Source organism: Kitasatospora sp. NPDC093550, assembly GCF_044764985.1.
Taxonomy (GTDB): domain Bacteria; phylum Actinomycetota; class Actinomycetes; order Streptomycetales; family Streptomycetaceae; genus Kitasatospora.
Genome location: NZ_JBIWJF010000005.1, coordinates 344,716 through 359,950, shown reverse-complemented (window position 1 = coordinate 359,950; position 15,235 = coordinate 344,716). Strand labels below are relative to the sequence as shown.

General features: G+C 75.2%; 8 protein-coding genes. 1 reads left to right on the top strand and 7 read right to left on the bottom strand.

Annotation, left to right across the window (positions count from 1 at the left end):
• Nucleotides 1-74 precede the first annotated feature (74 nt).
• From sbnB to ACIRD3_RS10570, 3 genes are all read right to left on the bottom strand, one after another.
• Entirely contained in the window at nt 75-1,088 is a 1,014-nt protein-coding gene (sbnB, locus tag ACIRD3_RS10580; protein ID WP_402213977.1) for a 2,3-diaminopropionate biosynthesis protein SbnB, read from the bottom strand.
• The gene (gene sbnA, locus ACIRD3_RS10575) at nt 1,082-2,095 is read right to left on the bottom strand and encodes a 2,3-diaminopropionate biosynthesis protein SbnA (protein ID WP_402213975.1); all 1,014 of its coding nucleotides are present in this window, start codon (nt 2,093-2,095) and stop codon (nt 1,082-1,084) included. Before sbnA ends, sbnB begins: the two co-directional genes overlap by 7 nt.
• Before the next feature lie 191 nt (nt 2,096-2,286).
• A complete protein-coding gene (locus ACIRD3_RS10570; RefSeq protein ID WP_402213973.1) occupies nt 2,287-3,549 on the bottom strand; it encodes an MFS transporter in 1,263 nt (420 codons plus the stop codon).
• Nucleotides 3,550-3,734: 185 nt separating this feature from the next.
• Here ACIRD3_RS10570 and ACIRD3_RS10565 point away from each other — a divergent pair, with 185 nt between their 5' ends.
• Nucleotides 3,735-11,117, top strand: coding sequence for an amino acid adenylation domain-containing protein (locus ACIRD3_RS10565; protein WP_402213972.1), 7,383 nt, complete (start codon nt 3,735-3,737; stop codon nt 11,115-11,117).
• 159 nt (nt 11,118-11,276) lie between these two features.
• Here the strand turns inward: ACIRD3_RS10565 and ACIRD3_RS10560 are convergent, their stop codons facing one another.
• From ACIRD3_RS10560 to ACIRD3_RS10545, 4 genes are all read right to left on the bottom strand, one after another.
• Nucleotides 11,277-12,248 carry an ornithine carbamoyltransferase gene (locus tag ACIRD3_RS10560; protein ID WP_402213970.1) on the bottom strand — a complete coding sequence of 324 codons (972 nt, stop codon included), beginning with the start codon at nt 12,246-12,248 and terminating at the stop codon, nt 11,277-11,279.
• A gap of 27 nt (nt 12,249-12,275) precedes the next feature.
• Complete coding sequence (gene ectB / locus ACIRD3_RS10555; protein ID WP_402213968.1) at nt 12,276-13,547, bottom strand: diaminobutyrate--2-oxoglutarate transaminase; 1,272 nt, start codon at nt 13,545-13,547, stop codon at nt 12,276-12,278.
• 212 nt (nt 13,548-13,759) lie between these two features.
• Entirely contained in the window at nt 13,760-14,401 is a 642-nt protein-coding gene (locus tag ACIRD3_RS10550; protein ID WP_402213966.1) for a response regulator transcription factor, read from the bottom strand.
• Nucleotides 14,398-15,024, bottom strand: a complete 627-nt coding sequence (locus ACIRD3_RS10545) for a LuxR C-terminal-related transcriptional regulator (RefSeq protein WP_402213964.1) — start codon at nt 15,022-15,024, stop codon at nt 14,398-14,400. The genes ACIRD3_RS10550 and ACIRD3_RS10545 overlap by 4 nt, the downstream gene beginning before the upstream one ends.
• Between the last annotated feature and the right edge of the window lie 211 nt (nt 15,025-15,235).

Sequence of the window (15,235 nt, the reverse complement as noted above, 5' to 3'; positions counted from 1 at the left end):
TTCGGGCGGGGCGACGCCGATCGCCCCGCCCGAACCAGCCCCTCGCGGACCCGCGGCTCACGGCCCGCGGGCTCCTAGGCCTCCGGGGAGAGGAAGTCCGGGACGTCCGTGCCCAGGCCCTGCTCCCGCGCCTTGCGGTGGACCAGGTCGGCCACGGCCAGGTCGAGGACGCCCAGGCCGAAGGGCGAGAAGACGGTGAGCGCCCCGGGGTCGCGGTGGCCCCGGCCGCCGGTGAGGATGGCGCCGATCGAGTCGGCGATGAAGTCGCGGTGGCCGGCCTGCTGTTCGGCCAGGTGCAGGGAGGTGGCCTCGCGGCACACGTGGTCGTCGTCGTCGACGATGTTGACGCTGGACAGGATGGTCTCCGGGGAGAGGTCGCGCAGGGACAGGTGGAGGAGCAGCGTGCCGGGCCGGCAGGGCGAGGCGTCCAGGTGCGGGGCGGCGGCGGTGGTGGCGAGCGAGACCAGCCGGTGGGCCGCCAGGGCGTCCTCGATCCGCTCGGCGGTGGTGGTCTTGAGCTCGGGCAGCCGGTCCGCGCAGCGCTCGGCGAAGGCCCGCGCGCGGGCCGGGTCGAGATCGAAGAGGGTGACCTCGGCCAGGTCGGGCAGCAGGGCCCGCAGGAAGGTGAGCACCTCGAAGTTGATCACGCCGCAGCCGACCAGCGTGACGCCGGTCTGCGGCTCCGCCGGGGCGAGCGTGGCGGCCGCGAGCGCGGCGCTCGCGGCGGTGCGCCGGGCGGAGATCACCGATCCCTCCAGCAGCACCTCGGGGTGGCCGGTGCGCATCGAGTTGAGGACGACCGCCGCGGAGGCGCGCTCCAGTCCGGAGGCCAGGTTGCCCGGGAAGGAGGAGATCCACTTGATGCCGGCGACCGGCTCGCGGTCTCCGGGGCCCCCGGTGGTCCCGAGGTAGGCGGGCAGGGCGATGATCCGGTCGCGGGCCGAGTCGGGGAAGCGCAGGAAGAGCGAGTGCGGAACCGCGGTGCGTCCGGCCGCGTGCAGCCGGTACGCCCGGCCGACCGCCTCGACCACCTCGTGCTCGGCACCGTCCAGCACCTGCCGGACCTCGCCGGCCGTCAGAATCAGCATGCTGTCACCTCGGCCACCGGGCCGTTCTCCTTCCAGAGGTGGGCGACGTCGCCGAAGTGCGAGGCCACCCATGCGTCGTCGTAGATCGTGTCGAGGTAGCGCTCGCCCCGGTCGGGGAGGATCACCGCGCAGCTCGCGCCGACCGGGATCCGGGCGCTCATCCGCCGGACCGCGGCGATCACCGCGCCCGCCGAGCCGCCCGCCAGGATGGCCTCGCGGTTCGCCAGGCGACGGCAGTTGACCACGCAGTCGAGATCGCTGACGTGCACCACCTCGTCCGCCAGGCCGTCCTGGTGGAGCGCCGGGCGGACGGCCGCGCCGTGGCCGGGGATCAGCCGGGGGGCGGGATCGCGGCCGAAGATGACGCTGCCCTCGGCGTCCACGGCCACGATGGTCACCGGGAGCCGCCGCTCCCGGGCGTACTCGGCGCAGCCGCGCAGCGTCCCGCACGAACTGGTCGCGCAGAACAGGTAGTCCAGGCCGCCGGGCACGGCCTCCTGGATCTCCCGCATGGTCGCGTGGTGGGAGCGCGGGTTGGCCGGGTTGGAGTACTGGTCCGGGCAGTAGGCGTGCTCGGTCATGGCGAGGATCTCGCGCACCCGGCGGATCCGCACCGGCAGGTACTCGCCGGTGACCGGGTCGGGCGTGGTGACCACCTCGACCTCGGCGCCCAGGGCCCGCATGACGGCGATGTTCTGCCGGTTGGCGCGGGGGTCCACCACGCAGATGAAGCGGATCCCGTAGTAGCCGCAGACCTGCGCGAGTCCGATGCCCAGGTTGCCCGAGCTGGACTCGACGACCACGGACCGCCCGGGGACCAGCCGGCCCGAGCGGATGCCCTCGCGCAGCAGTTCCAGGGCGGAGCGGTCCTTGATGGAGCCGCCGGGGTTGTGCGCCTCCAGCTTGGCGAAGAGGCGGAAGTGGCTGGCCGGCTCGATCCTGGTCAGCTCGACCAGCGGCGTCCGGCCCACGGTCCGGAGCACGCCGGCCGGCACGGTGTCAGACATGCGGATGCTGCTCCTCGTCGTTGCCGACGACCTGGAACGTGCAGGTGTCGGTGGCTTCCTCGGCCACAACGGCCCTCCTAGCCTTGGTGGTTGACACTGCGACGGGGCGAGCCTGCCGGGCGCCGGGGAACGGCGACAAGAGACAAACGGGCAGCAGGACGGGCGCCCCTGCGACCGGGCGGAGCCCGCCGCTAGGACCGGCCGGAGCCCGCCGCTCCGGCCAGGGACGGGGCGGAGCGCACCGCGGGGCTGAGGGTGGCGGTGGCGCCCAGCAGGACCATCCAGGCGGCCAGCACGCCGACGGTGGCGGTCGCGCCGAAGCGGGAGAGCAGCTGGCCGCCGATCAGCGAACCGAGCGGGACGGCGCCGAAGGCGATCACGCCGACCGCGCCGAGCACCCGGCCCTGGATGGCGTCCGGGGTGACGGCGAGCTGGTAGGCGGAGGTCACCACGTTCCACACCGGGCCGACGAAGCACATCAGGCCGTACACCGCGCCGATCAGGTAGGGGCCGCGGACCACCAGGAGCAGCGGAACCAGCAGCGCCCAGGCCCAGTTGGCGCCGATCACCACCGTCCGCATGGACAGCCGCCGTTCCACCTCGGGCGCCAGCAGCGAGCCGAGCACCCCGCCGACCGCGCCCAGTCCGAACATCAGGCCGATCGCGGTCGACGAGCCGCCCTGGTCGCGCGCCATCAGGATGACGGTCAGGAAGAGCGCCTGGAACAGCAGGTTGCTGCCCGCGATCAGGAAGGTCGTGGTGCGGATGAACGGATTGCGCCACAACCAGCGCACGCCCTCCGTGAGTTCGCGTCGCAGCGGCTCGCCCCGGGGGCGCCGCTCGGACTGGAACTCGGTGCGGATCAGCAGCAGCGAGACCAGCGACCACAGGTAGCTGGCCGCGTCGAACAGGAAGGGCAGCGCCCGGCCGAAGCCGAACAGGGCGCCGCCCAGCGGCTTGCCGAGCATGGTGGCGCCGCGGGCCCGCGCCTCGTTGCGGGAGAGCGCGGCGGCCAGCTGGGACGGGTGCACCACGTTGGGGACGGCCGCCGAGGCGGCGATCTGGAAGCACACCGTCAGCGTGCCCTCGACGAAGCCGACCACGAGGATGTGCGCCAGCGACACCCGGTCCAGCAGCAGGGCCGCCGCGACGCTGGCGATGGCCAGGGCGCGCAGTACGTCGCACCAGACCATCGTCCGCCGGCGGTTCCAGCGGTCGACCAGGGCGCCCGCCGGGACCGGGAACAGGAGTTGCGGCACCAGCGCGACGAAGCCGGTGAAGCCGGCGTCGGCCGGGGAGCCGGTCAGCGCCAGGACCAGCAGCGGGTACGCCACGCTGGAGGCGTTGGAGCCCAGCCCGGAGACCGCCGCTCCCTGCCAGAGCAGCAGGAAGTCCCGGTTGCGCAGCAACGGCTGGACGTCCTCGGGGACTTTCTCGCGCACGGTGTCGGTCATGGATCGATGCTGGGAGGCCGGCCGCCCCGGGCCCAGAGAAGGACCGGCAGTCACGCGCGCAGTTCGCCGCCGGAACGTCGGCCGTGCTGACCCTGCCGTGTGCCCCGCGCAGTCGGCAGGCTGACGCCCGGCCGGTCGACCGTCACCGGACCCCGGACCCCGTCGCACGCACAGGAAGGCGAAGGATGAGCACGAGCCCGAGCTCCCGCACGGAGCTGCTGCAGCGGCGCCTGAGCGGCTTGACGAAGAAGCGGCAGGAGGGGATCGTCCCGGTGCCCCGGGACGGCGTTCTCCCGCTGTCGTTCGCGCAGCACCGGATGTGGGTGCTCGACCGACTCCAGCCCGGCGGCACCGAGTACCTGATGCCGCTGCTGCTGCGGCTGCCCGGGCCGGTGGACCCGGCGGCGCTGCGGCGCGCGCTGGACGCGCTGGTCGCCCGGCACGAGGTGCTGCGCACCCGCTACCCGGCGGTGGACGACGAGCCGGTGCTGACGATCGACGCGCCGGGGCCGATCGCCCTGACCGAGGTCGATCTCGGGTCCGCCGAGCCGGCGGAGGCGGAACGGCGGCTCGCCGGGCTGGTGGCCGAGGACGGCCGGCGGCCGTTCGACCTGGCCGCCGAGCACCCCGTCCGGGCCCTGCTCGCGCGGCTCCCCGGCGAGGCGTACGCGCTGCTGCTGACGCTCCACCACATCGCCTCGGACGGCTGGTCGGAGGACGTGCTGCTCGGCGAACTCGGCGCACTCCACGAGGCGTTCGCGGCCGGCCGGCCGGACCCGCTGGACCCGCAGGCCGTGCAGTACGCGGACTTCGCCGCCTGGCAGCGCGCGCAGCTGTCCGGCGACCGGCTGGCCGGCCAACTCGCCTACTGGCGGGACACCCTGGCCGACCTCACCCCGCTCGCGCTGCCGACCGACCGGCCGCGCGGTCCGGTCCGGGACGCCGCCGGCGCCATCGCCACCTTCACCGTCCCGGCCGAACTCGCGCAGCCCCTGGTGGAGTTGGGCCGCACCCAGGGCGCCACCCCGTTCCTGGTGCACCTGGCCGCCTTCCAGCTCCTGCTCGGCCGCAGCTGCGGGCAGACCGACGTGGTGGTCGGCACCCCGGTCGCGGGCCGGGAGCGGGACGACACCCAGGCCATGGTGGGCCTGTTCGCCAACACCGTCGCGCTGCGCACCGACCTCGGCGGCGACCCGTCCTTCCGCGAACTGCTCGGCAGGGTCCGGGAGACCGCGCTCGGCGCCTTCACGCACCAGGAGACCCCGTTCGAGCGGCTGGTCGACGAACTGGCGCCGGAGCGCGACCCCTCCCGCAACCCGATCTTCCAGGTGGTCTTCCAGCTCGCCGCGCACGCCCCGGCCGGGACGGGCGCGCTGCGCGCCGAGCAGCGGGCGGTGGACTGGCGCACCGCCAAGTTCGACCTCTCGCTCGCGCTCACCGAAACCGCCGACGGCTCCGTCAGCGGCGAACTGGAGTACGCCACCGCGCTGTTCGACCCGGCGACGATCGAGCGGACCATCGCGCACTACCTGCGGCTGCTGGCCGGCATCGCCGCCGACCCGGACCGGCCGGTCCACCGGCTCGACCTGCTGCCCGAGGCCGAGCGCGCACTCCTCGCCTCCTGGAGCGGACCCGGCCGCGGCTACCCCGCCGAGGAGACCCTGCCCGAGGTCTTCGGGCAGTGGGCCCGGCGCACCCCCGACGCCCCCGCCGCCACCTGCGAGGGCGTCTCGCTGACCTACGCGGAGCTGAACGCCCGGGCCAACCGCCTCGCCCACCGGCTGCGCGCGCACGGAGCCGGCCCGGAGACCCTGGTCGGCGTGCGCTTCGAGCGCGGGCTCGACCTGGTGGTCGCCCTGCTCGGGGTGCTCAAGTCCGGCGCGGGCTACCTCCCGCTGGACCCGGGCCAGCCAGCCGACCGGCTCGCGTACATCCTCGCCGACGCCGGGGCCGGCCTCCTGGTCACCGACCGGAGCGCGGGCGGGCAGGGCCCGGCCCGCGAGGGCGTCACCACCCTGCTGCTCGACGAGGCCGGGCAGGACTGGCCGGACACCGACCCCGCCCCGCTCGCGAGCCCCGGCAACACCGCCTACGTCATCCACACCTCCGGCTCCACCGGCGCCCCCAAGGGCGTCCCGGTCAGCCACGCCAACGTGCTGCGCCTGCTGCGCTCCTGCCAGGAGGACTTCGGCTTCGGCCCCGAGGACGTCTGGACGCTGTTCCACTCCTACGCCTTCGACTTCTCGGTCTGGGAGCTGTGGGGCGCGCTGCTGAACGGCGGCCGGGTCGTGGTGGTCCCGTACGCCGTCTCCCGCTCGCCGCAGGACTTCCTGGACCTGCTGGTCACCGAGCGCGTCACCGTGCTCAACCAGACCCCCTCCGCCTTCCGCGGCCTCCAGGAGGCCGTGGCGCTGGCCGACCTCCGCCCCGGGGCCCTGGCGCTGCGGACCGTGGTCTTCGGCGGCGAGGCGCTGGACGTGGCCGAACTCGCGCCCTGGTTCGAGCGGTTCGGCGACCAGCGGCCCGCACTGGTCAACATGTACGGCATCACCGAGACCACCGTCCACGTGACCCACCGCCCGGTGCGGTCGGAGGAGACCGCCGGCGCCCGGCGCAGCCCGATCGGCCGCCCGCTCGGCGACCTGCGGCTGCGCCTGCTCGACCCGGACCTCGGCCCGGTGCCGATCGGCGTCCCCGGCCAGCTCTACGTCTCCGGGCCCGGCCTGGCCCGCGGCTACCTCAACCGCCCCGCGCTGACCGCCGAGCGGTTCCTGCCCGACCCGTACGCCACCACGCCGGGCGCCCGGATGTACCGCACCGGCGACCTCGCCCGCTACGACGCCGACGGCGAACTGGAGTTCCTCGGCCGGGCCGACGGCCAGCTGAAGATCCGCGGCCACCGGATCGAACCCGGCGAGATCGAGGCGGCCATCGGCGCGCTCCCCGAGGTGGACAAGAGCCTGGTGATCGCGCACCGCCGCGCCGACGAGCGGGAGGCCCGGCTGGTCGCGTACGTCGCGCCCCGCGCGGGCCGTACCCTCGACCCGGCGGAACTGCGCGCCGCCCTCGGCCGGACCCTGCCCGGCTACATGGTGCCGGCGGTCTTCGTCCCGCTGGCCGCCTTCCCGATGACGGCCAACGGCAAGATCGACCGCCGCGCCCTGCCCGACCCCGACGCCCACCGCGTCCTCGGCGGCGCCGCACACGTGGCCCCGCGGACCGGGACGGAGCGGATCGTCGCCGAGACCTGGGCCGAGGTCCTCCGGCTGCCGCAGGTCGGCGCCCTCGACAACTTCTTCCACCTGGGCGGCGACTCGATCCGGGCGATCAAGGTCATCGGCGCACTGCGCCGGCGCGGGGTCGACCTGACGGTGCAGAACCTGCTGGTGCACCAGAGCGTGGAGGGCCTGGCCCGGTTCGCCGACCTCGCCGCCGCCGAGCGCCGGCCGAGCGGACGGCCGGGCGGGGGACCGGGTGGCGGACCGGGCGTCGGGCCGGACGCGGAACCGAACCCGGAGGAACAGCGGGTGGCGCCGTTCGCGCTGCTCTCCGCGGCCGACCGGGCCGCCCTGCCGCCCGGCCTGGTGGACGCCTACCCGCTCGCCATGGTGCAGGCCGCGATGGTCTACCAGATGCTCGCCGACCGGGACGAGAGCCCGTACCACAACATCACGCTCTTCCCGTTCACCGACGACGCGCCGTTCTCGCTGCGCGCGATGCGCGAGGCCGCCGCCCGGCTCGCCCGGCGGCACGAGATCGTGCGCACCGCCTTCGACCTCACCGGCTACTCCGAACCGCTCCAGCTGGTCCACGCCGAGGCCGTCCTGGAGGTCGGCTACGACGACCTGCGCGGGCTCGACGAGGAGCGGGTCCGCGCCGAGCTGGCCGAGTTCACCGCCCGCACCCGCCGCACGCCCTTCGACGTCGCCCGGGCGCCGATGCTGCGCTTCCACGTCCACCAGACCGCCGACGACCGCTGGACCTTCTCCTTCATCGAGTGCCACGCGATCCTCGACGGCTGGAGCCACCACTCGCTGATCGACGAGGTGATGCGCGACTACCGGGCGATCCGCGACGGCCGGGCCCCGGCCGACCCGGCCGGGCCGCGGCACACCGTCCGCTACGCCGACCACGTCGCGCTGGAGCGGCGCTCCCTGGCCTCCGGCGAGGACCGCGCGTTCTGGCAGCAGCGGGTCGCCGACTTCGAGCGGGTCGTCCTGCCGCCGTCCTGGGCCGCCGACCCGGCGGCCGGCGAGCGCCCGTACCAGGTCACCGTGCCGTTCCACGACCTGGAGCCGGGCCTGCGCGCGCTGGCCGCCGACGCCGGGGTGCCGCTCAAGAGCGTGCTGTTCGCCGCGCACCTGAAGGCGATGGCCACGATCGGCGGCAGCCGCCGCTTCCACAGCGGACTGGTCTTCAACGGCCGTCTGGAGACCGAGGGCGGCGAGCTGGTGCGCGGCATGCACCTCAACACCGTGCCGCTCGGCGTCGAGCTGACCGGCGCCACCTGGCGCGAGCTGGTGGGGGAGGTCTTCGCCGCCGAGGTCGCGGCCTGGCCGCACCGCCGCTTCCCGCTGCCGGAGATGCAGCGGGCCTGGGGCGACGGCACGCCGCTGGTCGAGGTGTCCTTCACCTACCTGGACTTCCACGTCCTGGACGACGAGCAGATCGACTCCGACGAGGTGGTCGACGTCAGCCCCAACGAGTTCGCGCTGGACGCCTCGACCTTCCCCGGCGTGTTCGTCCTCTACGGCCGCCCCGAGCGGATCAGCCGCGCCCACGCGCAGCGGCTGGCCGGGCTGTACCGGCGGATCCTGGAGGCGATGGCCGCCGACCCGGGGGGCGACGCCGGCGCCGACGCCCTCGCCGCCGAGGAGCGCGAGCAGCTGCACCGCTTCGCGACCGGCCCCGAGCGGGCCGTCCCGGACGCCTGCGTGCACGAGGTGTTCGAGCGGCAGGCCGCCCGCACCCCGCACGCGGCGGCGCTGCACTGCGCCGACGGCAGCACCCTCGACTACGCCGCGCTCAACGCCCGCGCCAACCGGATCGCCCGCCGGCTGCGCGCGCTCGGCGTCGGCCCCGAGTCCACGGTCGGGGTGCTGCTGCGCCGCGGCCCCGACCTGGTCGCGGCACTGCTCGGGGTGCTCAAGGCCGGCGGCGCCTACCTCCCGCTCGACGCCACCCACCCCGCCCGGCGGCTGGCCGGCGTGCTCACCGAGACCGGTGCCGCCGCCGTCCTCACCCAGCAGGAGCTGGCCGGCCTGGTCGCCGGCCACGACGCCGAGGCCGTACTGCTCGACCGCGACGAGGAGCTCGCCGCGCAGAGCCCGGACGACCTCGGCCCGATCGCCACACCCGGCAACCTCGCCTACACCGTCTACACCTCCGGCTCCACCGGCACCCCCAAGGGCGTGATGATCGAGCACCGCTCCCTGGTGAACTACGCGACCTGGGCGGCGGCCGAGTTCCCGGACGTGCGCGGCACCGGCTCCCCGCTCTACTCCGCGATGACCTTCGACCTGCCGGTCACCTCGCTCTTCCCCGCGCTGCTCGCCGGCCGTCCGGTCACCCTCACCGAGGACGACGGCACCCCCGGCCTGGACGGCCTGGTCGCCGCCCTGGAGCGCGGCGGGTTCGGCCTGGTCAAGCTCACCCCCACCCACCTGGCGGTGCTCAACCGCACCCTGTCGCCCGCGGCGCTCGCCGGCGCCACCGACCGCCTGGTGGTGGGCGGCGAGGAGCTCACCCGGGAGGCGCTCAGCGCCTGGACCGAGCACGCCCCGGACACCGCGGTGGTCAACCACTACGGACCGACCGAGGCCACCGTCGGCTGCTGCGTCCTCAAGTCCCGGGCCGACCTGCTGCCCACCGGCCCGGTGCCGATCGGCCGGCCGGTGGCCAACACCGTGCTGCGGGTCCTCGACCGCGACCTGCGGCTCGTCCCGGCCGGCGTGACCGGCGAGCTGTACATCGGCGGCGTCCAGCTGGCCCGCGGCTACGCGCGGCGGCCCGGGCTGACCGCCGACCGCTTCGTCCCCGACCCGTACGCGACCGAGCCGGGAGCCCGGCTCTACCGCACCGGCGACCTGGCCCGCTACCGGGAGGACGGCGTGCTGGAGTTCGGCGGCCGGGCGGACAACCAGGTGAAGATCCGCGGCTACCGGATCGAGCCCGGCGAGGTGGAGGGCGTGCTGCGCCGCCACCCGGAGGTCCGCGAGGTCACCGTCCGGGTGCGCACCGCCCCCGGCGGCGAGCGCGCCCTGGTCGCCTACGCCGTGCCGCGCGAGGGCGCGGACCCGCGGCCCGGTGAGCTGCGGGAGTGGCTGCTCGGCCGACTGCCCGAGTACCTCGTCCCGTCCGGCTTCGTGCTGCTGGACGCGCTGCCGCTCACCCCCAGCGGCAAGGTCGACCCGCACGCCCTGCCGGAGCCCGCCGCCGGGAGCCTCCCCGCCACCCCGTACCTGGCGCCGCGCACCGCGGTCGAGGGCATCCTGGCGACGGCCCTCGCCGAGGTGCTGGGGGTGCCCCGGGTCGGCGTGGACGACTCCTTCACCGACCTCGGCCTGCACTCGCTGATCGCGATGCGGGTGATCGTCAGGCTGCGTGAGGCGCACGGGCTCGCGGTCGCCTTCCGCGACTTCTACCAGCACCGCACGGTCGCCGAGCTGGCCCGGGCGATCGACCCCGCCGTCGCCGCCGACCTCGCGCCCGCGCTCGTCGCCGACCCGGCGCGGGCCGTGGACGCCGCCGCGGACTCCGTGCTGTGGCTGCGGCGCGAGGGCACCCGGGCACCGCTGTTCTGCGTCTACCCGGGCGGCGCCCAGTGGTACGTCCACCTGGCCGAACACCTCGCCGAGGACCGCCGGGTGGTCGGCCTGGAGTGGCCCGGCCTGCACGCCGAGGTCCCCTCGCCGCAGAGCATCGGCAGCGTCGCCGAGCAGTTCCTCGGCCGGATCCGGGCCATCCGGCCCACCGGGCCGTACCACCTGCTCGGCTGGTGCGGCGCCGGACCGGTCACCAGCGAACTCGCGCACCGGCTGCACCAGGACGGCGAGCGGGTCACCTTCGCCCTGCTCGACCCGGCCCTGGACAGCCACACCCGCAGGAACCTGTGGGACGAGGCGGCGATGCTGGCGCACGGCGAGGAACTGCTCGGCAAGCTGGACCTGGCGGTGGGGGAGGAGGAGGTCGAACTCCTCCAGGCGGAGTTCCTCAAGGTGCTCGACTACGTCATCGACGAGGGCCCCAAGTTGGCGCCCCGGCCCGGTGACACCTTCTGGGCGGGCCGGCTCAAGGTCTGGCGCGAGCTGGCCCAGGCCACCCTCGGCTACCGGCACCGGCCCTTCCCGGGGCGGATGCACCTGCTGATCGGCGACGAACTCGCCGGCGGCGGGCACGAGGTGGCCTCCGGGCAGCCCTACCGGGAGTACCTGGCGCGCTGGACAGAGCTCACCCCCGGCGGCCTGGAGGTCCACCGGGTCGGCGGCGACCACCTCGGCGTGCTGCAGCCGCCGCACGTCGCGGGCCTCGCCCGGCTGCTCGACGGGCTGATGGCGGAGACGGACTGACGGTACGGACCGACGGTCGGTCGACGAGAGGACGGCTCCCCGCGACACGGTCGCGGGGAGCCGTCCTCTCGTCGTCCTCGTCGTCGCCCCCGGGCCGCCGACACGCCGAACGGGCCGCCTCCCGGTCGTTCCCGGGAGGCGGCCCGTTCGGGCCGGGGGTCAGCCGGCGAGGACGAGGCCTTCCCCACCGTCCTCCGCCGGGCCGCCGCCGACACACCACTCCAGCACCGCGCGGGCGCTGTGGTACTTGTTCTCGGCCTGCTCGAAGGCGATCGAGGCGGGCCCGTCGAGGACCTCGGCGGTCACCTCGTCGCCGCGGTGCGCGGGCAGGTCGTGCATGAACAACGCGCCGGGGGCGGCGTCCATGACGGCCTTGTCCACCCGGAACGGCTCGAAGGCGAGCCGCCAGTCCGGATCGGCCTTGCTGGTGCCGGTGGTCTGCCAGCGGGTGGTGTAGACCACGTCGACCTCGGGAAGCTCGGCCATGTCGTGCCGCTGCGCCACCAGCGCGCCGCTGCCCGCCGCGTACGCGGCGGCCCGGTCGAGGTAGCGCTGCTCGACCCCGTAGCCGTCCGGCGTGCGCAGGTGCAGCTCCGTTCCGGCGTAGCGGGACAGCGCCAGCGTCAGCGCCGAGGCGGTGTTGTTGCCCTCGCCGACGTAGAGCACCCGCAGGCCCTCGATCCGCCCGAACCGGCCGTACAGCGTGGTGAGGTCGGTGAGCGCCTGGGTGGGGTGCTCGGCGGCGCTCATCGCGTTGACCACCGCCATCCGCCGCTGGGCGGCGAAGGCCCGCAGCTCGGCCTCGCTGCCCGCGGTCCTGGCCACCAGGACGTCGAGCATCCGGGACAGCACGGCGGCGGTGTCCTCGACCGTCTCCCCGGTGTTCTCCTGCAGGTCGCCTGGGCCGTAGGTGATCAGCCGGCCGCCCAGGCGCAGCGCGCCGGCCGAGAAGGCGGTCCGGGTGCGGGTGGAGGTCTTGCGGAACAGGATGCCCACCACCGCGTCGCGCAGCGTGCGGGCGTCCTCGCCGCGGCCGGCGGCGAACTCGGCGCCCCGGCGCACGATGCGGTGCATCTCCTCGAAGCCGAGGTCGTCGATCGAGATCAGGTGGCGGCGTACCGGACGGGACATCGCGCTCTCCTTTCCGTGGTGGCGGGGTCAGACCGTCTTCAGGCCGTGCAGCAGCACGTCGAGGCCCCGGTCCAGCAGCGCGAGGTCGACGGTCAGCGGCGGCAGCAGCTTGACCACCTCGTCGTCACGGCCGCACAGTTCGACGATCAGCCCGTGCTCGAAGGCGTGGCGCTGCAGCCGGTCGGCGCGCAGGGCGCCGCCCGCCGCCCCGAGGTCGATGCCGAGCGCCATGCCGCGCCCGCGCGCCCGCAGGTCCTGGCCCAGTTCCGCCAGTTCGCCGCGGAACCGGTCCAGCCGCTCGATCGCGGCGGTGAGGTGGGTGTGGAAGGACTCCTGCCGCCACAGTTCGCAGGCCGCGGTGGCGGCGACGAAGGCGAGCTGGTTGCCGCGGAAGGTCCCGGTGTGCTCGCCCGGCTCCCAGGCGTCCAGCTCCCGCTTGAACAGCACCATCGAGAGCGGGAGCCCGTAGCCGCTGAGCGACTTGGACAGCGTCACCACGTCCGGGGTGATCCCGGCGTGCTCGAAGCAGAAGAACCGGCCGGAGCGGCCGCAGCCCGCCTGGATCTCGTCCAGGATCAGCAGGATCCCGTACCGATCGGTGAGGTCGCGCAGCGCGCGCAGCCAGCCGGCGCTCGCCGGGTAGACCCCGCCCTCCATCTGCATCGGCTCCAGGATCACCGCGGCGGGCAGGTCGACGCCCGAGGAGGGGTCGGCGAGCAGCCGCTCCAGGTACCCGACCGAGTCGAACGGGCCCTGCGGGCCGTCCTCGTACGGGACGAAGGTGACGTCCTGCCCGCTGACCCCGCCCGCCCGGCGGGCCCGGCGGCTGCCGGTCACCGCGAGCGAACCGCGCGACATGCCGTGGTACGCGCCGGTGAACGCGACCAGGCCGGTGCGGCCGGTGGCCTTGCGGGCGAGCTTGAGCGCGGCCTCCACGGCGTCGGTGCCGGTCGGGCCGGTGAACTGCGCCTTGTAGTCCAGCCCGCGGGGCCGCAGCACGGTGTCCGCGAAGGCGGTCAGGAACTCCCGCTTGGCCACGGTGTACATGTCCAGGCCGTGCGCGATGCCGTCGGCGGCGAGGTACTCGGCCACCCGGGTCTTGATGAAGTCGTCGTTGTGCCCGTAGTTGAGCGTCCCGGCGCCGCAGAAGAAGTCGATGAACGTCCGGCCGTCCTCGGCGTGCAGTTCCACGCCCTTGGCCCGCTCGAAGACGGCGGGGAACTTGCGGCAGTAGATCCGGACCTCCGACTCCAGCTCCTCGAAGGTCTTGAACTCGTGGGTGTGCTCGGCGATGTCCATCGGGTCCTCTCGGCAGGGACGAGACCGCGGCGGGCGGCTCGTGGCGCCGCCGGGGTGAGGGGAGCAGGGTCGCCATGCCCGCCGTACGGACATGGGCAGGAGCAGCGTGCCGCCGGACGGCGGCACGCTGCCAGGGAACGAGCGGCAGCCTCGGTGGCCGGGGCGCTGCGCGTTTGTCCCGGCCGGTGCGGCGGCGCCGCCCGCGCGGCGGGTCAGATCAGCCCGGTCCGGACGGCGTGCGCCACCGCGTGGGCCCGGTTGTGCACCTGGAGCTGGGCCATCAGCTCGTAGATCACGTTCTTGACGGTGTGCTTGGAGCAGCGCAGCGTCTGGGCGATGGCCTCGTTGCCGTAGCCGTCCGCCATCAGGCGCAGCACGTCGAGTTGACGGGCCGTCAGCGCCGAGGTGCCCGGGCGCCGGCCGGGGGCGGGCCGCTCCGAGGACCCGTTGAGCAGGCAGGTCAGCGCCAGGTGGGAGAGCCGGCCCTCGCCGCGGTGGGCCGAGTGGACGGCCGCGGCCAGCCGGGCCGGCGTCGCCTCGGCGGACAGCAGCACGGCCCGGGCGCCCGCCCGCAGCGCCCGCGAGACGCCGTGCCGGGACAGTGCGTCGGCCACCACCACCAACCGCCGCTCGCCGCCGCCCGGCAGGGCGGCCCGGCAGGCCTCGATCGCGCCGTCCGCGGTGTCGCCGACGGCCACCAGCACGTCCCGCGCGGACGGGTCCGGCGCCTGGGCGGGCCGGAGCCCCGCGACCGTCAGCTTCTCCTCCACCGCCGCGCGCGCCGCCGCGTCGCTCGCCCGCACCCGGACCCGGGGCGCCGCGCCGGGGCGGGCGGCCGTCATCGTGGCGCTCACAGCAGACCCGCCCGCAGGGCGAAGGCCACCGCGTGGGCGCGGTTGCGGAGCCGGAAGCGCCGGGTGACGTCGTGCACCACGGTGGTCACGGTGCGGGAGGAGTAGCACAGCTCCCGCGCGATCTCCTCGGTCTCCCGGCCGTCGGCGACCAGGCGCATGACCGCCTGCTCCCGCTCCGAGAGCTCCCACCCGGCCGGGGCCGACGCTCCGCCGGTGCGGCGGGCGCCGCCCCCGGGCCCGTGTTCCAGGAGCCCGTCCAGCAGGTCCGGCGGCAGGGTGCAGTCGCCCGCGGCGGCGGCCACCACGGTCCAGGCCAGGCGCTCGGCGGTGGCCTCGGAGCGGCGCAGCAGCCCCCGGGTGCCGGCCGCGAAGGCCTGGGCCGCGTCGCCGGCCGCCAGTTCCGTCGCGACCAGCACGATCTCCCGCCGCTGGTCCGCCTCCCGGGCCGCCCGTACGGTGTCCATCACCTCCGGGGTCACCCGGTCCACCATGATGACCGCGACCTGGGCGTGTTCGCCGGGCGGTGCCACCGCGATCTCGCCGTGGCGCTGCAGGCTGATCCGCGTACCGGCCTCCAGCACCGGGTCCTGCGCGACGATGCTGACTCTCACCGGTTCGCCCATCGGCTCCTCCTGGGGTTCGGCCCGTACCCGACAGGAAGAGAGCATCGCCCCGGTGGGCGCCGCGCGGCATCGGGTGACGGCCCCCAGATTTCCCGATCCGCCCGCGGGCCGGGGTGCGGACGGCCGCCGCCGGGGGCCTCCGGCGGCCGCCGACCTGCCGCCGCCGCCGGTCCGTCGGTCGTCCGCCGCCCGTCCGTCGGCCGTCCACGGC

What these genes read in the sequence shown, in the direction of transcription:
- ACIRD3_RS10570 (WP_402213973.1), bottom strand. Translation starts at nt 3,549, where the DNA reads ATGACCGACACCGTGCGCGAGAAAGTCCCCGAGGACGTCCAGCCGTTG.
- ACIRD3_RS10560 (WP_402213970.1), bottom strand. Translation starts at nt 12,248, where the DNA reads ATGTCCCGTCCGGTACGCCGCCACCTGATCTCGATCGACGACCTCGGC.
- sbnB (WP_402213977.1), bottom strand. Translation starts at nt 1,088, where the DNA reads ATGCTGATTCTGACGGCCGGCGAGGTCCGGCAGGTGCTGGACGGTGCC.
- ACIRD3_RS10545 (WP_402213964.1), bottom strand. Translation starts at nt 15,024, where the DNA reads ATGGGCGAACCGGTGAGAGTCAGCATCGTCGCGCAGGACCCGGTGCTG.
- ACIRD3_RS10565 (WP_402213972.1), top strand. Translation starts at nt 3,735, where the DNA reads ATGAGCACGAGCCCGAGCTCCCGCACGGAGCTGCTGCAGCGGCGCCTG.
- sbnA (WP_402213975.1), bottom strand. Translation starts at nt 2,095, where the DNA reads ATGTCTGACACCGTGCCGGCCGGCGTGCTCCGGACCGTGGGCCGGACG.
- ectB (WP_402213968.1), bottom strand. Translation starts at nt 13,547, where the DNA reads ATGGACATCGCCGAGCACACCCACGAGTTCAAGACCTTCGAGGAGCTG.